Here is a 17,060-nt window from a genome sequence, read left to right as displayed (position 1 = left end):
TCCGAGCTCAGCGGAACCGGGGCGGACCCGCGTCTTGGCGGACCCCGGAGCAGGGCGGACCCGCGTCCGCATGGTTTCTGCGGGGAGCGGCGCGGACCGGCGTCCTAGCGCAGCCAGGGCAGGTCCGCGCCCACGTCCTCCGGCTGGAGCCCTTCGGCGATGATCCGCATGATCTCGCCGAGGGACTTCTGCTGATCGGGGGTGAGCCGGTCGAAGAGGGCCTGGCGGACGGCGGCGACATGGCCGGGTGCCGTACGCCGCAGCACCTCCCGGCCCTCGTCCGTCAGCACCGCGAACTGCCCCCGCCTGTCCGAGGGGCAGTCCTCGCGCCGCACCCAGCCGCTCTTCTCCAGCCGGGCCACGGCGTGCGAGAGGCGGGAGCGGGTGATCTTCGCGTTCATGGCCAGCTCGGTCATCCGCAGCCGCCTGCGCGGCGCCTCCGCGAGCTGCACGAGCAGGCCGTAGTAGATGTGCGGCATGCCCGCGTCACGCTGCAGCTGACGGTCGAGGTGGTCCTCGAGCAGGGTCGTGGCGTGCATGTACGCGCGCCAGATGCGCTGTTCCTCGTCACTGAGCCAGCGCGGCTCTTCCGCGGGTGCCGTGTTCATGCACCCCACTGTACGAGGCCTCTCCTTGAAGGTTAAACAAGTGGGGAGTACGCTCGATGTAGAGCTTTAGAGTTCAAGTACCAGTGAGGGAGCCGCCGTCATGCCCGCCACCACCGCCGAGGAGCGCACCACGGAGCGCATGCCCGCCCTCTACCTGAGCCACGGCGCCCCGCCGCTCGCCGACGACCCGGTCTGGCCGGGCCAGCTGGCCGCCTGGTCCGCCGACCTGCCCCGCCCCACGGCGATCCTGATGGTCTCCGCCCACTGGGAGGAGGCCCCGCTCGCCCTCGGCGCGGTGGAGACGGTCCCCCTGGTCTACGACTTCTGGGGCTTCCCGGAGCACTACTACCGGGTCCGGTACGCCGCCCCGGGCGCCCCCGCTCTCGCCGAGTCCGTACGCAAGCTGCTGCGCGCCCCCGGTACGCCCGTGCAGGACATCCCCGACCGGGGCCTGGACCACGGTGCCTACGTGCCGCTGGTGGAGATGTTCCCCGGCGCCGACATCCCGGTCCTGCAGATCTCCATGCCGACGCTCGACCCGGTCGCGCTCATGGAGATCGGCCGCAAGCTGGCGCCGCTGCGCGACGAGGGCGTGCTCATCGTGGGCTCCGGCTTCTTCACCCACAACCTGCGGGCGCTCAGTCAGGAGGGCCGGGTCTCCTCGGTGATGGCCGAGTTCGACGACTGGGGGCGGCGCGCCCTGGACGCCCAGGACCTGGACGCCCTGCTCGACTTCGAGAACAAGGCCCCGGCGGGCCGCCTGGCACACCCCCGTACGGAGCACTTCGCACCCCTGTTCGTCACCCTGGGCGCGGCTCACGAGGAACTGGCCTCGCAGCGCACGGTGATCGACGGCTTCTGGCTGGGACTCGCCAAGCGCTCGCTGCAGATCGGCTGACCCGCCGGGCGCCGCCGGAACCGCCCGGGGGAGTCAGAGCTCCTTCTCGTACCAGGCCACGTCCCAGTAGCGGCCGAACTTGCGGCCCACCTCCCGGTAGGTGCCGACGTGCCGGAACCCGAAGCGCTCGTGCAGCCGCGCGGACGGCTCGTTGGGCAGCGCGATGCCGGCGTAGGCGCGGTGCAGATCCTCGCCGGCGAGGGACTCGAAGAGTGCCCGATACAGGAGGGTGCCGACCCCGCGGCCTCCGGCGCCGGGGGCGAGGTACACGGTCACCTCCACGGAGGTGGCGTACGCCGGCTTGGGGCGGAAGGGGCTGGACGTGGCGTACCCCAGAATCCGCTGTGAGTCGGCGGCCGTGGCAACCATCAGGCGGTGCGGGCCGTCTTCCGGGTGGGAGAGCAGCCAGGGGCGGCGCTCTTCCGGGGTGAAGGGGACGGTGTCGAAGGTGATCGGCGTCTCACGCACGTAGTGGTTGTAGATGTCCGTGAGGGCGCCGAGGTCATCGGCGACTCCCGGTCTGACCTGCACCTCCGTGCCCACCGGCCCCATGTTGCCTCCCCTTGTGGCGGCACAGGGTACTGCATGATCACAAAAATAAGGGTTCGGCTTGGGAATTCTGTCCGGATTCCAGTCGTTGTTTCCATCGGATGCAGGGCACCCGGGAGGGTGAATCGAGTGTCCAGGACGACCGCCAGCCCACCACCGCAAGGGAGCACGCATGGCAACCCGTGCCGTCGCCCGTCGTAAGTCCGCCGCCGGCGAGACCGACGCGGCACGCAGTGTTCGCGCCGTAGGCGGCGAGATCGCCGATCGCGACCTGGTCGGCATGTATCTCGACGAGATCGCGCGTACACCGCTGCTCGACGCCGCCAAGGAAGTCGAGCTGTCCCAGGTCATCGAAGCCGGTGTGTTCGCACAGCAGATCCTCGATGGCGAGGTCGACGACGCCCGGGCGGACGCGACCCGTGAGGAGCTGGAGGCGCTGGTCGCCGACTCCGAGCGCGCGAAGGACATCTTCATCCGCTCGAATCTCCGGCTGGTCGTCGCCGTGGCCCGGCGCTATCCGCGCAGCGGCCTCCCCCTGCTCGACCTGATCCAGGAGGGCAACGCGGGCCTGGTCCGCGCCGTCGAGAAGTTCGACTACCGCAAGGGCTTCAAGTTCTCGACGTACGCCACCTGGTGGATCCGCCAGGCGATCACCCGCTCCATCGCGGACCAGTCGCGCACGATCCGCCTCCCCGTCCACCTGGTCGAGGAGCTGGGCCGGATCCGCCGCGTGCAGCGCGAGTTCAACCGCGAGCACGGCCGCGACCCGGAGCCCACCGAGATCGCCGCCGAGCTCGGCTCGAACCCGGAGCGCGTCATCGACGTCCTGGACTGGGCGCGCGACCCGGTCTCGCTGAACATGGCGGTGGACGACGCGGGCGAGACCCAGTTCGGCGACCTGCTGGAGGACACCTCGGCGGTCTCGCCGGAGCAGTCCGTCCTCACGCTGCTGCGCAGCGAGGAGCTGGACGACCTGATCGGCCGCCTCGACCAGCGCACGGCCTCCATCATCAAGATGCGCTACGGCATCGAGGACGGCCGGGAGCGCACGCTGACGGAGGTCGGCAAGGAGCACGGCCTGACCCGCGAGCGGATCCGGCAGATCGAGAAGCACGCCCTGATGGAGCTGAAGAAGCTGGCGCGCGACACCGGTTTCGACGCCGCCGCGTAACGAAGCACGCCCGTCCGGCGTACATGGCCAGGTAAGGCCGCTTCAAACCGTCGGCGGCGGGGCACAAGAACTCAGGGCCCGGACATCGGGCCCGGGCCGCGAGGCCCGGGTCCCCGGGCCCGAGCCGCGGAGCGGTCGGTCCGCCGGTTCGTCCACCACCCCAGATCCGAGTCCCGACGCACTCCCCCCCGGCGCCGGGACTCGCCCGGGCCGAGCTCCGGCGCCTCCCCCCCCTGGCGCCGGGGCTCGGCTCTTTTTCGTACCTCTGCGCCGCCCGGACCGGGTGCGTGCCCGTCCGGGACCGGCGAGGCGCCCGCACCGCCGGGGCCGGGACACAGCTGTCCGGGCCACCCCGGACCTGAACCCCGGGGTGGCCCGGAATGGCAGATTGTGCCACAGAGGCATAACCTGCCTGCCGTGACCGGTACCCCTCCTCTCGGCGAGCTCCCCGACCCGGCCGGAGGCGGTGCCCGGGTCTCCGCCGGGCACTCTGCGCGGGGCTCCGCGCAGCGCGCGTCCCGCGCCCCGGCCGACCGCGCCGGCGCCCCCTCGCTCGTCGAGCGGCGGAAAGCGGCTACCCGGATGGACATCGCCCGGGCCGCCGCCGGGCTCTTCATGACACACGGGCTGCGGGCCACCCGGGCCGAGGACATCGCCCGCGCCGCCGGGGTCGCCCCGCGCACCTTCTACCGGTACTTCGCCACCAAGGAGGAGGCCCTCGGCCCGCTCTTCGCCGCGGGCGCCCAGAAGTGGGCCGAGGCCGTACGGGACGCCCCCGCCGGGCTGTCCGTGCCCGAGGCCCTCCACCACGCGGTCGTCGGCACCCTGACGCCGGGCGTCGGCGTGCGCGCCGAGTCGCTGGAGTGGGTCCGCACGCTGCTCCGGCTGACCGACGGCAACCCGGCCCTGCGCCGCGTCTGGGGCGAGGCCTGCCAGAACGCGGAGCACCTGCTGGCGGAGGCGCTGGCCACCCGTACGGCACTCGACGCACTCCGCCCGGCCACCGGGACTCCGCCGCCCGACCGGGCCCGGGCCGCCGACTCGCCTTCGGTTGCCGGTCCGGCTCGGGCCGGCGGCGTGCCTTCGACAGTCGGTCCGGCTCGGGCCGGCGACGTGCCTTCGGCTGCATCCGGCGTCACCGGTGCGCTCCCGTCCCCCGGTGGGGACGCGGCCGGCGTGAGCGGGGAGTTCCCGGCGCCGGACGATGGCCCCCGAGTCTCGGCCGGGCTGCGGCTCGGTGCGGCCGTCGCCGGTGCGGCCGTGCGGGTGGCCGTCGAGGTCTGGGCCGCCGGGGACGACAGCGCGGACGGCCCCGCCGGACCCCCCGCGCTCGCCCTCCGCAACCTCGCGGCGCTGCGCGACTTCCCCTGGGGCGGGGTACGGCCCTGACCTGCGGGGAAACGGGCCGGACGCATCACCGGGCGGCCGGCCCCGACGTACGGGGAGCGGGCCGATGTCAGACCGCGGGGAGGCCCTCGCCCTGGGCGCCGCCCGCCGCGCGGGTGAGCCGGCTCCCCAGGTCCCGCAGGTAACCGACCAGTTCGGCCGGTTCCCGCACGGTGAACTCGCAGTCGACCATCGCCAGGCGGACCGCGAGCCACTCGACGGAGTCGCCCGAGGAGGCGCGCAGCAGGCAGCTGCGGTCGTCGACCGGCTCCGGCGCACCCAGCCAGGCCGGCAGACGCGCGGCGACGAACTCGGCCGGTGCGGCGAAGGCGACCTCGAACGCGTACGTCTCCTGCCGCCGGAACATGGACTGCCGCAGATACTCCGCGGCGCTCCCGGTCGGCAGCTCGCGCGGGGTGAACCGGACCCCGGTGGCGAAGGGCTCGGCGACCCGGTCGACGCGGAAGGTGCGCCAGTCCTCGCGGTCGAGGTCGTAGGCGACGAGGTACCAGCGGCGGCCGGTCGAGACGAGCCGGTACGGCTCGGTCAGGCGCCGCGACGGCGTCCCGTCCCCGGAGCGGTAGGCGAACCGCAGCCGCTCGCCGCCCGCCACCGTCGACGCCATCACGGTCAGCGTCTCCGGCGCGATACTGGCGCCGTCTCCGCTGGTCAGCGGCGTGGTGGCCGCCTGCAGCGTGGACACCCGGTGCCGCAGCCGCGACGGCAGCACCTGCTCCAGCTTGGCCAGGGCGCGTACCGACGCCTCGTCCACCCCCTCGACGGCGTGCCCGGCACCGGCCCGCAGGCCGACCGCGATGGCCACCGCCTCCTCGTCGTCGAGCACGAGCGGGGGCATCGCCTTCCCCGCGACCAGCCGGTACCCGCCGTCGGCCCCCTTGGTGGCCTGGACCGGGTAGCCCAGCTCCCGGAGTCGGTCGATGTCGCGGCGGACGGTGCGGCGGGACACCCCCAGCCGGTCGGAGAGCTCCCCGCCCGGCCACTCGCGCGGGGTCTGCAGGAGCGAGAGGAGCTGGAGCAGGCGCGCCGGGGTGTCGGTCGTCATGGTGTCTCCTCGGTCCTGGTCGGCAGGGTCTCCAGACTGCCGCACATCTAGGACACGATCTGACCTAATGAGGTCATAGCTTGTTCGTATGACCTCCACCGAGACCCCTCTCAGCAGCCCGGCTCCCGCGGCCGACCGGCGGCGCTGGTTCGCCCTCGCCATCGTGATGACCGCGGCCTTCATGGACCTGGTCGACGTCACGATCGTCAACATCGCGATCCCGTCGATCCAGCGGGAGGCCGGCGCGACCTTCAGCCAGATCCAGTGGATCACCGCGGGCTACGCGCTGGCGTTCGCCGCGGGACTCATCACCGGTGGGCGGCTCGGCGACATCCACGGCCGGAAGCGGCTCTTCCTGATCGGCATCGGCGGATTCACCCTGGCCTCCGCGCTCTGCGGCTTCGCCGTGAACCCGGAGATGCTCGTCGCCTCGCGCATCCTCCAGGGCGCGATGGCCGCGCTGATGGTGCCCCAGGTGCTGTCGATCGTGCACGCGACCTTCCCGGCCCACGAGCGGGGCAAGGTGTTCGGGCTCTTCGGTGCGATCGTGGGTCTGGGTGCCGTGTCCGGTCCGCTCCTCGGCGCGCTGCTCACCGAGTGGAACCTGTTCGGTCTGGAATGGCGGCCGATCTTCCTCATCAACCTGCCCGTGGGCATCGCCGGGCTGATCCTCGGGCGGAAGTTCATCACCGAGTCCAAGGCGCCGCGGGCGCTCCGGCTCGACCTCGTCGGCGTCGCGCTGGTCACCCTGGGTCTGCTGATGCTGCTGTACCCGCTCACCCGCGGCCGTGAGCTGGGCTGGCCGCTGTGGGGGTACGTCTCGATGGCGGGCGCGCTCGGTGTCTTCGCGGCGCTCGTGGCGTACGAGAGGCGCAAGGCGGAGCGGGACGGTTCGCCGCTGGTGGAGCTGTCGCTGTTCAAGGTGAAGAGCTTCGCCGCGGGCATCGCCGTGCAGACGGTCTTCGGGATCGGCCTCGGCATCTTCTTCCTGGTGTGGACGCTGTACATGCAGACCGGGCTGGGCTGGAGCGCGCTCAAGGCGGGTCTGACCGGGGTGCCCTTCTCCATCGCGGTGTCGGCGGCGGCCGGCATGTCGGTGCAGCTGCTGGTCCCGCGCTTCGGACGCAAGGTGCTCCAGGCGGGCGCGCTGATCATGGCGCTCGGCGTGCTGCTCTACATCTGGGAGTCCGACCGGTACGGCGCCTCCATCGCCTCCTGGCAGATGGCGCTGCCGCTCGTGGTGATGGGAGCGGGCATGGGCTTCATCGTGGCCCCGCTGACGGACGCGGTCCTCTCGCAGGTCCCGCGCGAGCACTCCGGATCGGCGTCCGGGCTCATCAACACCGTGCAGCAGATGGGCAACGCGCTCGGCCTCGGGCTGGTGTCCGTGGTCTTCTTCGGCACCATGAGCGACCGGCTCGCCCCGGCCGAGGTGGGGCCGGCCTTCGTGAACGGTTTCGAGCACGCGCTCGGCTGGGTCGCCGCGGTGATGGTCGTCATCTTCCTGCTGATGTTCGCGCTGCCGAAGCGTCCCGCACAGCATGTGGAGGGTGCTGCCGGCGTGACCGCGGCGGTGGAGGCGGAGACCGGGACGGCGAAGGACTCGGTACTCGTCCCGTGAACCGCGGATGAGTCGACGAAGGGGCCCGGCGCCGACAGTGCCGGGCCCCTTCGCGTTGCCCGGCTTCTTCCCCACTCCCCGCGGGTCCGTTCATGCCCGAATCACGCCCGAACCTGTTTACTTCCGGGACATCGGGTCGTAGCCTCCCTGAAGAACCACAGACTCGGGCATCAAGCGGAGGCGAACGGACATGTACGCACCGGAGCGGCAGCAGGAGATCCTCCGCCTCGCCCGTGACGGCGGCCGGGTCGACGTGCCGTCGTTGGCCGAGGAGTTCCAGGTCACCGCGGAGACCATCCGCCGGGACCTGAAGGCCCTCGACCGCGCGGGGCTCCTGCGCCGGGTCCACGGGGGAGCGATCCCGGCGGGCCGCCTGGACTTCGAGCCCGACCTCGCCGAACGCGAGTCCACCGCGGCCGACGAGAAGGACCGCATCGCCCGGGCCGCCCTGGCCGAGCTGCCGGTCGAAGGGACGATGATCCTCGATGCGGGCAGCACGGTCGCCCGCCTCGCCGGCAGCCTCCCGCTGGAGTCGACGCTCACCGCCGTCACCCACAGCCTGCCGATCGCGGCCCGGCTCGCGGACCACCCCGGCATCCAGCTCCACCTCGTCGGAGGCCGCGTACGGCACCGTACGCGCGCCGCCGTCGACGCCTGGGCGCTGCGGGCGTACGGGGAGATCCGCGCGGACGTCGTCTTCATCGCGGCCAACGGCTTCTCGCCCGAGCACGGACTCACCACCCCCGACCTCGCCGAGGCCGCCGTCAAGCGGGCGGCCGTCCGCGCCGCCCGCCGTGTGGTGCTGCTCGCCGACTCCTCCAAGCACGGCCAGGAGCACTTCGCCCGCTTCGGCGACCTCGGCGACGTGGACCTGCTGATCACCGACAGCGGGCTGAGCCCGGAGGCCGCCACCGCCATCGAGCGCGGCGGCACCGAAGTGCAGTGTGTCTAGGAACGAGCGCGCATGATCCTCACCGTCACCCCCAATCCGTCCCTCGACCGCACCTACGAGGTCCCCGCCCTCGGCCGCGGTGAGGTCGTCCGGGCCACCGGCGAGCGCATGGACCCCGGCGGCAAAGGCGTCAACGTGTCGCGGGCCGTCGCCGCGGCCGGGCAGCGCACGGTGGCCGTGCTGCCGCTGGGCGGAGCGCCGGGCGCCCTCGTCGCCGAACTGCTCGCCGCGCAGGGCATCGAGGTCGCACCCGTGCCGGTGGCCGGCGCGACCCGCTCCAACATCTCGATCGCCGAGCCCGACGGCACCCTGACGAAGATCAACGCGCCCGGTCCCGAACTCTCCCCCCGCGAGGCCGAGTCGCTCCTGGACACCGTCCGCCGCCGGTACCGATCCGGCGAGACGGACTGGATCACCTGCTGCGGCAGCCTGCCCCGCGGACTTCCGCCCTCCTGGTACGCCGACCTCGTCGCCCGCGCCCACGCGGCCGGCGCCCGGATCGCCCTGGACACCTCGGGGCCCGCGCTGCTCGCGGCCCTGCGCGAGCGGCCCGACGTCGTGAAGCCGAACGCCGAGGAGCTCGCCGAGGCTGTCGGGCGCCCCCTGGCCACCGTCGGTGACGCGCTCAAGGCCGCCGAGGAACTGCGCGGCCTCGGCGCCGTCGCCGTCCTGGCGAGCCTCGGCGCGGACGGGCAACTGCTCGTGACCGCGGCGGGCGCCTGGTTCGGCAGCGCGCGCGTCGACGCCGTACGCAGCAACGTGGGCGCCGGCGACTCCTCCCTCGCCGGATTCCTGATCGCCGGCGGCAGCGGACCCGAGGCCCTGGCCTCCGCCGTCGCCCACGGCGCCGCCGCCGTCCGGCTGCCGGGGAGCGTCATGCCCGGCCCGGCCGACCTCGACCCCTCCGCCGTGACCGTCACGCCGGACGTCCCCGTGGACCGCGTCCTGACGGAGCCGGCCTCATGACGCCCGCCCGGCCTCGGCCCCTCCGCCGTGACCGTCACGCCGGACGTCCCCGTGGACCGCGTCCTGAGGGAGCCGGCCTCATGACGCCCGCCCGCGCGGCCACCCCGGGACAGGCACCGACCCGGCGGGGCTTCCCCTTCCCCGCCGCAGCCGCCCCCGCGCATCCCGCCCTCCCCGAGAGCGGCACCCCCGTCCCCACCCCTGCCCGGCGGTCCCCGCGGGCGATACGCGTGCGAAGGAGCCCGCGATGAGCGAGATGATCACCGCGGACCTGGTCGACCTCGACCTGTCCGCCGGTACCAAGGAGGCGGCGGCCCGTGCCCTCGCCGAGCGCATGGTGGCCCTGGGCCGGGTCACCGACCTCGACGGCTTCCTCGCCGACGTGGCGGCACGCGAGGCGCAGATGCCGACCGGCCTCGACGGCGGTATCGGCATCCCGCACTGCCGCAGCGCCCACGTCACCGAGCCGACCCTGGCCTTCGGGCGCAGCACTGCCGGGATCGACTTCGGCGCCCCGGACGGGCCCGCGGACCTGATCTTCCTCATCGCCGCCCCGGCGGGCGCGGACGACGCCCACCTCACCATCCTGTCCTCGCTCGCCCGGCAGTTGATGAACGAGGAGTTCACGTCCGCGCTGCGGGCCGCAGGCGATCCGGACACCACCGCCGCGCTCATCCGCGGCGACGAGCCCCAGGCGCCCGCCGCGGCCGCTTCCCCCGCCACGGCTTCGGCCTCCTCATCGGCTGCGGCCGATCCCCACGACTCCGCGGCGGCGTCGCACGCGGCGGCCTCCGCCGACGCCGCCGCGGACGGTCCGGCCCCGGCGCCCGGCGGGCCCCTCCAGGACGGTCCCGCCCCCGCGCCGGGTGCCACCGGCGGCGAGGACACCGCACGGCGCGAGGAGTCCAGGCCGTTCCGCATCGTCGCCGTCACCTCCTGCCCGACCGGCATCGCGCACACGTACATGGCGGCCGAATCGCTGGAGAACGCGGGACGCGCGGCCGGTGACGTCGAGCTCGTCGTGGAGACCCAGGGCTCGGCCGGGTTCACCCGGCTCGACCCGGCGGTCGTCGCGGCGGCGGACGGGGTGATCTTCGCGCACGACGTGCCCGTACGGGAGAAGGAACGCTTCGCCGGAAAGCCGACCGTCGACGTCGGGGTGAAGGCGGGCATCAACCGCCCCGCCGAGCTGATCTCCGAGGTCCGCGGCAAGGCCCGGCGCGGAGAGGTCACCGCGGGCTCCGCGCCCGGTGCACCCGTGGACCGGGCGGGCGAGCCCGGCGAGGGATACGGCACCAGACTGCGCAAGTGGCTGATGAGCGGCGTGAGTTACATGGTCCCGTTCGTCGCCGCGGGCGGCCTGCTCATCGCCCTCGGTTTCGCGATCGGCGGCTGGCAGGTCAACAAGGCACCCTCGGTCATGGACCACTTCATGTGGACCCAGGCGGACAGCTGGGGTGCGCTGCTCTTCCAGATCGGCGGCGTCGCCTTCAACTTCCTGATCCCGGTCCTGGCCGGCTACATCGCCTACGGCATGGCGGACCGGCCCGGCCTCGTACCCGGCTTCGTCGGCGGCTCGATCGCCCTCACCATCAACGCGGGCTTCCTCGGCGGCCTCGCGGCGGGCCTGATCGCCGGCGGCGTGGTCATGGCGATCCAGAAGGTCCGCATCCCGGCGGCGGTGCGCGGCATCATGCCGGTGGTGGTGATCCCGCTGATCTCCTCGGCGGTCGTCGGCTTCCTGATGTTCGTGGTCATCGGCAAGCCCATCGCGTCCGCCCAGAAGGGCATGACCGACTGGCTGAACGGCCTCACCGGCGCGAACGCCGTCCTGCTCGGCGCCCTGCTCGGCCTGATGATGTGCTTCGACCTCGGCGGTCCCGTCAACAAGGTCGCGTACACCTTCGCCACCGCCGGAATCGCCGTCGCGAGCCCCGGCGACTCGGCCATGAAGATCATGGCGGCCGTGATGGCGGCGGGCATGGTCCCGCCGCTGGCGATGGCGCTGGCGACGACCGTGCGCGGGCGGCTGTTCACGCCGACCGAGCGGGAGAACGGCAAGGCCGCCTGGGTGCTGGGCGCCTCCTTCATCACCGAGGGCGCCATCCCGTTCGCCGCCGCCGACCCCCTGCGCGTCATCCCCTCCGCGATGGCGGGCGGGGCGGTGACCGGCGCTCTGTCGATGAGCTTCGGCGCCACGCTGCGCGCCCCGCACGGCGGCATCTTCGTGGTCCCGCTGATCGGCAGCCCGTTCCTCTACCTGGTCGCCATCGCCGCGGGTGTCGGGGTCACCACGGCCCTGGTGGTCGTCCTCAAGGGCATGCGCAGGCGGATGCCCGAGGGCACGGGGACGGGGACGGCGGACCCCGCGGCGCCGGCCGCGACCGGGAGCAAGGCGCCGGTCGCGGCCTGAGCCCGCCGACAGCACGGCTCGGTTGCCCCTTTAGGGCTGCTGTGAGTCGTTCACCGCATCTGGGAGATGCGTCACGGTCCGGGGCCAAAGTCCCGGACCGTGGTGTCTACTGGAACGCATGCCTGAGCATGTGTCGATCCTTCAGCTGACCGGCGCGAGCGTTCTCGCCCTGGCGACCGCGGTCTGGGTCGTCGGTCTGGTGCGCCTGTTGCGCCGGAGCCGCCCCGAGGCGATGCCCGGGCGCCGGGGGGAGACGCTTCGGGCCATGCCCCGCCAGAGCCGGGCGGCGCCGGGCACGGAATGCGTGGAACTGACCCCGGAGGAGCACGCCGCTTTCGCCCGCCTCGTACGGCAGTTCAGCGACAGCCGCCCCTGAGCCCGTGGGACGCGTCCGGAGGGTCAGCCGAGGCGGGCCGCCCGGCGCTCCATCGCCTCGCGGGCGGCGCCCTCCGTCGCGTACACCTCGCACATGTGCCGCCGGTCCGGCGTCGCCGTGTGCTCGACCTCCCAGAGCGAGATCTCGCGTCCGTCGCGCAGCAGGAACGCGTGCTCGTAGAGCGAGTAGGGCAGTCCGGACGTGCGGCCCGCCCGGCCGGGACGGCCGAAGGCCTGGGTGATCTGGTGGGCGAACGCCTCGCGCAGCAGCAGCGCGGTCAGCTCGGAGTCCGGGCCGTCCGTGTTCTCCGCGCGCCGCAGCAGCCGGCGCACGTGGTCCGCCGAGTCGTCGGGCACGTAGACGTGCTGCGGCTCGGGGATGGGGGACAGCTGCACCGTCACGGGCAGTTCGAAGTCCGGCGCGTCCGCCGGCAGGGGTAAGCGCGCCGTCGCCTCCCGCAGCTCCTCCTCGTCCACGTACACCTCGTGCTGGGACTCGCTGCCCGGTGCGGTGTTGTGGACGAGCTCCCACAGGGTGACCGCCGAGCCGTCGGCCAGCAGCCACGTGTGCCGGTACGTCTCGCGGTGCAGTCCCGCGCTGTGGTGCGCGGAGTGCAGGGAACTGTCGTGCGCCAGCGCGCAGTCGAGCAGCCGTATCGTCTCGTCCGGCAGCTCGAAGGAGTTCAGGGCACGGCCGAGCAGTCGCGCGAGATGCTCCTCCGGAGACTCGGGCGACTCGGCTGGCTCGTACGCTGCTGTCTCGTACGGAACGCTCAAGGCTTCTCCCGGCGTCGCTGCATGTCACCTTGTGGGTGCATACCGTAGCCCCTCGGTCGGACATCATGTCCGCGAACCGAGAAAACCTACGGAGGGAAAACGCGCGGGCCGCGCGAGGTGTTCCCGCGCGGCCCCCGAATCCCTCAAAAAGCCCTCGTCAGACGGCACTTCCGGCGGTCCACGCGCTCCACGACATGTTCCAGCCGTTGAGTCCGTTGTCCGGCGAGACCGTCTTGTCGGGGGAGTTCTTGACCGTCACGACGTCCCCGACGAGCGAGTTGTCGAAGAACCACTTGGCGGTCGTGTCGCCCTGCGCCCCCTGCACGTCGGCGAGCCCCACGCAGCCGTGACTCGTGCCCTCCCGACCGAAGGGCGGATTGCCGCGGTTGTACCAGTAGTTGCCGTGGATGAACGTCCCCGACGTGGTCAGTCGCATCGCGTGCGGCACGTCCCCGATGTCGTACTCGCCGCCGAAGCCGACCGTCGACCCGTTCATCCGCGTCTGCGTGAACTTCTCGGAGATCACCATCTGGCCGTTGTACGTGCTGCTCTGTGCGCTGCCCGACGAGATCGGGATCGACTTGAGGGTCTTCCCGTCGCGCACCACCGTCATCGTCTGCGTCGCCACGTCCACCGTGGAGACCTGCGAGCGGCCCACGGTGAAGGTGACGGTCTTGTCCTGCACGCCGTAGACGCCGTCCGCCCCCTCCACGCCGTCCAGGTCGATCTTCACGGTGACCTTGGAGCCGGCCTTCCAGTACTTCTCGGGCCTGAAGTCCAGCCGCCTCTCGCCGAACCAGTGGCCCACGACCCGCTGGCCGCTGCTGGAGCGCACCTTGATGTGCGTCTGCACGGCCTTCTTCTTCCCGATGGCCTTGTCGAAGGTGAAGGAGACCGGCATGCCCGCACCGACGGTGGCGCCGTTGTCCGGCGTGTAGGTGCCGATGAAGCTGTTGTCCGTGGAGACCGTGGTGAAGCTGGAGTCGGCGGCGGCCGTCCGGCCGTTGCCGTCCTTCGCTTTCGCCGAGATCCGGTACTTCGTCCCGCGCTCCAACTGCTCCTTGGGCTTCCAGGCCGTGCCCTTGCCGAGGAGCGCCCCGGGTACGGCAGCACCCGTCCCCGCCACCGTCATCTTCACGTCGGTCAGCCGGCCGCCGCTGACCTTGACGCCGGTCGCGTTGATCGACGCGCTCGTCGAGCCGTCCTTCGCCGAGATGACGATCCTCGCGCCGGACGTCCTGGCCGAACCGCCGTTCCTGCCGTCCTTGTTGTCCGCGCTGGCGTCGCCGCCGCAGGCGGTGAGGGTGAGGGCGCCGACCATCAGGGCGGCACAGGCCCCCAGTGCGCGCCGCATTGATATGTCCGGCGTTGTCACGGGCTGCTCCAGGTTCGTGTGATGTGGGTGGTCCGCTCCGTTGCGAGGAGAAAGAGCGCCGCACGCCGTGAAGGGTTCCCTCCGAGCGCGCCTGGCGCCATCGCGTGACAGAACCGGGACAATCACCCCCGCACACGCCGTCCACCGCCGGCTCTCTCCGGCCACGGGGTGTCAGGCCCCGACCGGCCGCCCATCTGCCCCCGGGGCCGCCTCCCTTACACGCCCTCCCTCACGCGCCCGTCTTCAACACCCCCGTCGTGCACCTCCGTTACCGGCCCCCGTAGAGCTCCTCGTACGACGGCCACGTCCCGCCCGGCCCGTCCACCGGCTCGGCCGCCCGTACGGCGCGCACGATCGCCCGCGTCACCACGTCGGCGCCCGCCGCGAGCACCTCGTTGAGCGCGAGGGGCTCTCCGGCGGCGAGCGGCCGGTCCCCGGTGGCCAGCGCGAAGACCGTGTCCCCGTCATTGAGCAGATGCACCGGCCGCACCGCGCGGGCGATCCCGTCGTGCGCCGTTCCCGCCAGCTTCTGGGCCTGTGCGCGCGTGAGTTCGGCGTCGGTGGCCACCACGGCCAGGGTCGTGTTCAGCGGGGGCGGTGCGTTCCTCGCGGCCGCCTCGGCGAGGCGCCGCTCCGCCGCGCGGTGCACCTCGGCCGGCGGACATGCGGCGCGGCCGGTCAGCAACTCCCCGTACAGCGCGCCCGTCTCCGGCTCCACCGCCGAGCCCGCCGCGTTGGCCACCACCAGCGCCGCCACGGTGATGCCGGAGCCGAGCGCGATGCTCGCGGTCCCCACCCCGCCCTTCAGCGGGCCGACGGCCGCACCCGTCCCGGCGCCCACGCAGCCCTCCCGCACCGGGGCACCCGGCCCGCTCGCCTCCGCCGCCTCGACCGCGGCCCGACCGGTCGCCGCGTCCGGCCGCGCCCGGAAGTCGCCACCGCGGCCCAGGTCGAAGACGCAGGCGGCGGGCACGACCGGCACCACGTGCGCCGGGTCGGGGCCGACACGCACCCCTCGCCCTCGCTCCTCCAGCCAGGCCATCACCCCCGAGGCGGCGTCCAGTCCGTACGCACTGCCACCGGTCAGCACGATCGCCTCGACCCGCTGCACCAGATTGCGCGGGTCCAGCGCGTCGGTCTCCTTGGTCCCGGGCCCACCGCCCCGCACGTCCACGGCCGCGACCGCGCCACCCGGGGGAGCCAGCACCACGGTGGTACCACTGAGCCGGCCGTCGCCGGTGAGCGTGGCATGGCCCACCCGCAGGCCCACCACATCCGTCAGAGCGTCACGTGTCATCCCCCCAGTCTTCCCCCGCCGCCCCGGCTTCCGTCCGCTCCGCCCCGGCCGCCGCACGCTCCCGGCCGGCCGTCCGCGCCGTCAGCGCCACCCCGACCGCCACCGTCAGCGCCGCCACGATGCCCGCCGCGAGCACCGCCCACGCGCCCAGGAAGGTGCACAGGATGACCAGCAGCGAGGAGGTCGGAAGGACGAGCTGCTGGGCGATGCCCACTTTGAAGTAGCGCGCGTGCAGCGCCCACACGGTCAGGAAGAACAGGGCCGTGGGCAGTGTCACCGCCGCGGACGCGGCCAGCGTCGAGATGTGCGCCTTGCCGACCGCCTCCTCGACGGCGACCTCCAGACCCGCGCCGATCGCCGCGGCCGACGCGAAGATCAGGTAGTGCCCGTATCCCCACACGAACGCCTGGCGGCTGGTCTGCAGGTGCCCGTGGATCGGCACCACGAAGTAGATCCACCACGCGGCGAACACCACCAGCAGCCCGCCCACCGCGATCGGCAGCAGCTCGCCCAGTGCCTCGTGCTCGTCGACGGCCGACTTCACCGCCACCGTGGCCGCGGCGATCGTCTCGCCCAGCACGATGATCGTGAACAGCCCGTAGCGCTCGGAGATGTGGTGCGGATGCCAGGACGTGGTGGCGTCCTTCTCCGCGTAGAGCGGGACGCACAGCTCGGCGACCACCATCACCAGGAACACCCACGGCCGGGCCGGCTCGGGCAGGACCACCAGTCCCAGCCAGCCGACCTGGCAGAGCAGCACACCGCCCGCGTAGCGCAGAGCCGTCGTTCTCTCCGGGCCCTCGGCGGAGCGCGCCGCCCGGAGCCACTGCGCGATCATGGCGAACCGCATGATCACGTATCCGAGCCAGACGAGGAGGAAGTCGTGGTCCTCGAACGCCTGCGACACCCCCGCCGCGAGCACCAGGACGCCGGCGATCTGGATCAGCGTCACGATCCGGTAGAGGACGTCGTCGTTGTCGTAGGCGGAGGCGAACCAGGTGAAGTTCATCCAGGCCCACCAGATCGCGAAGAAGATCATCGCGTAGTTCAGGATGCCCTCGCCCGCGTGCCCCTCGGCGACCGCGTGCACCAGCTGGATGCCGGCCTGGGCGATGGCCACGACGAAGCACAGGTCGAAGAAGAGCTCCAGCGGGGACGCGACCCGGTGCGACTCGTCACGGCCCCGGGCGGTCATCCTGCGCAACGGCCCGCGGGGGGCCGGGCGGGCGGGCCCGTCGGATGCGGAAGCGGAACTGGTGGTCATACGGCCAAGCACAGCAGAAATGCGCCGGGAATTCTTGTGAAAGCGTTCACGAGCGCGGCGCGGGTCGGCGCCCCGGACCGTACGGGCGGACGGTTGAGCGCCTCGTGGCACGTACTCTGGAGGTATGAGTACCGTCCCCGAACCCGAGCCGCGCGATCCCAAGGCCGCCCTGGTCTTCGACGACCCGCTGAGCCGGCAGTCCACCGACGACACGGACCGCGGCTGGGGCGAGCGGCCGAGCGGCGACGGCGACAGCGCCGCCGACCTGAAGCGCTTCCTCGACGAGAAGCCCCCGCACCACATCTGAGCCGCCGCCCGACGCCTCCTCGGCGCCGCCGCACGACG

16 protein-coding genes are annotated in these 17,060 nt (G+C 72.8%); 9 read left to right on the top strand and 7 right to left on the bottom strand.

Going from position 1 to position 17,060, the window contains the following annotated elements; genetic code table 11:
* Positions 1–104: 104 nt before the first annotated feature.
* Positions 105–608 (bottom strand): MarR family winged helix-turn-helix transcriptional regulator, encoded by a 504-nt coding sequence (locus ACZ4NT_RS25880; RefSeq protein WP_467727867.1) that lies wholly within the window; start codon positions 606–608, stop codon positions 105–107.
* 100 nt (positions 609–708) lie between these two features.
* On the opposite strand from ACZ4NT_RS25880, the gene ACZ4NT_RS25875 reads away from it, so the two are divergent.
* Positions 709–1,506 (top strand): DODA-type extradiol aromatic ring-opening family dioxygenase, encoded by a 798-nt coding sequence (locus ACZ4NT_RS25875; protein WP_121402387.1) that lies wholly within the window; start codon positions 709–711, stop codon positions 1,504–1,506.
* Between the two features lie 33 nt (positions 1,507–1,539).
* On the opposite strand, the gene ACZ4NT_RS25870 is transcribed toward ACZ4NT_RS25875, so the two are convergent.
* Positions 1,540–2,058 carry a GNAT family N-acetyltransferase gene (locus ACZ4NT_RS25870; protein WP_467727864.1) on the bottom strand — a complete coding sequence of 173 codons (519 nt, stop codon included), beginning with the start codon at positions 2,056–2,058 and terminating at the stop codon, positions 1,540–1,542.
* Between the two features lie 169 nt (positions 2,059–2,227).
* On the opposite strand from ACZ4NT_RS25870, the gene ACZ4NT_RS25865 reads away from it, so the two are divergent.
* Positions 2,228–3,226, top strand: a complete 999-nt coding sequence (locus tag ACZ4NT_RS25865) for a sigma-70 family RNA polymerase sigma factor (RefSeq protein WP_121402389.1) — start codon at positions 2,228–2,230, stop codon at positions 3,224–3,226.
* Positions 3,227–3,643: 417 nt separating this feature from the next.
* Positions 3,644–4,615, top strand: coding sequence for a TetR/AcrR family transcriptional regulator (locus tag ACZ4NT_RS25860; protein ID WP_467727862.1), 972 nt, complete (start codon positions 3,644–3,646; stop codon positions 4,613–4,615).
* Between the two features lie 67 nt (positions 4,616–4,682).
* Here ACZ4NT_RS25860 and ACZ4NT_RS25855 read toward each other — a convergent pair whose 3' ends face one another.
* The gene (locus tag ACZ4NT_RS25855; protein WP_121402391.1) at positions 4,683–5,675 is read right to left on the bottom strand and encodes a helix-turn-helix transcriptional regulator; all 993 of its coding nucleotides are present in this window, start codon (positions 5,673–5,675) and stop codon (positions 4,683–4,685) included.
* Between the two features lie 88 nt (positions 5,676–5,763).
* On the opposite strand from ACZ4NT_RS25855, the gene ACZ4NT_RS25850 reads away from it, so the two are divergent.
* The 5 genes from ACZ4NT_RS25850 (at position 5,764) to ACZ4NT_RS25830 (ending at position 12,003) form a co-directional block, all read left to right on the top strand.
* Positions 5,764–7,296, top strand: a complete 1,533-nt coding sequence (locus ACZ4NT_RS25850) for an MFS transporter (protein ID WP_467727860.1) — start codon at positions 5,764–5,766, stop codon at positions 7,294–7,296.
* Between the two features lie 190 nt (positions 7,297–7,486).
* A complete protein-coding gene (locus ACZ4NT_RS25845; RefSeq protein ID WP_121402393.1) occupies positions 7,487–8,248 on the top strand; it encodes a DeoR/GlpR family DNA-binding transcription regulator in 762 nt (253 codons plus the stop codon).
* A gap of 12 nt (positions 8,249–8,260) precedes the next feature.
* Positions 8,261–9,214 (top strand): 1-phosphofructokinase, encoded by a 954-nt coding sequence (pfkB, locus tag ACZ4NT_RS25840; protein ID WP_467727858.1) that lies wholly within the window; start codon positions 8,261–8,263, stop codon positions 9,212–9,214.
* 247 nt (positions 9,215–9,461) lie between these two features.
* Positions 9,462–11,627 (top strand): PTS fructose transporter subunit IIABC, encoded by a 2,166-nt coding sequence (locus ACZ4NT_RS25835; RefSeq protein WP_467727857.1) that lies wholly within the window; start codon positions 9,462–9,464, stop codon positions 11,625–11,627.
* A gap of 118 nt (positions 11,628–11,745) precedes the next feature.
* Complete coding sequence (locus ACZ4NT_RS25830; RefSeq protein WP_121402396.1) at positions 11,746–12,003, top strand: hypothetical protein; 258 nt, start codon at positions 11,746–11,748, stop codon at positions 12,001–12,003.
* Positions 12,004–12,026: 23 nt separating this feature from the next.
* Here ACZ4NT_RS25830 and ACZ4NT_RS25825 read toward each other — a convergent pair whose 3' ends face one another.
* The 4 genes from ACZ4NT_RS25825 to ACZ4NT_RS25810 form a co-directional block, all read right to left on the bottom strand.
* Positions 12,027–12,779, bottom strand: a complete 753-nt coding sequence (locus ACZ4NT_RS25825; RefSeq protein ID WP_121402397.1) for a DUF6227 family protein — start codon at positions 12,777–12,779, stop codon at positions 12,027–12,029.
* Between the two features lie 157 nt (positions 12,780–12,936).
* Positions 12,937–14,154: an Ig-like domain-containing protein gene (locus tag ACZ4NT_RS25820; RefSeq protein ID WP_121402398.1), complete on the bottom strand. Its 1,218-nt coding sequence runs from the start codon at positions 14,152–14,154 to the stop codon at positions 12,937–12,939.
* A gap of 268 nt (positions 14,155–14,422) precedes the next feature.
* Positions 14,423–15,451, bottom strand: a complete 1,029-nt coding sequence (locus ACZ4NT_RS25815; protein WP_467727855.1) for a P1 family peptidase — start codon at positions 15,449–15,451, stop codon at positions 14,423–14,425.
* Positions 15,441–16,715, bottom strand: coding sequence for a low temperature requirement protein A (locus ACZ4NT_RS25810; RefSeq protein ID WP_121402400.1), 1,275 nt, complete (start codon positions 16,713–16,715; stop codon positions 15,441–15,443). Before ACZ4NT_RS25810 ends, ACZ4NT_RS25815 begins: the two co-directional genes overlap by 11 nt.
* 124 nt (positions 16,716–16,839) lie before the next feature.
* Between ACZ4NT_RS25810 and ACZ4NT_RS25805 the strand changes: the two genes are divergently transcribed.
* Positions 16,840–17,022, top strand: coding sequence for a hypothetical protein (locus ACZ4NT_RS25805; RefSeq protein ID WP_121402401.1), 183 nt, complete (start codon positions 16,840–16,842; stop codon positions 17,020–17,022).
* The last annotated feature ends 38 nt before the right edge of the window (positions 17,023–17,060 follow it).

The organism is Streptomyces sp. NPDC026417 (assembly GCF_055567695.1).
This window is presented reverse-complemented; position numbering and strand designations above follow the sequence as displayed.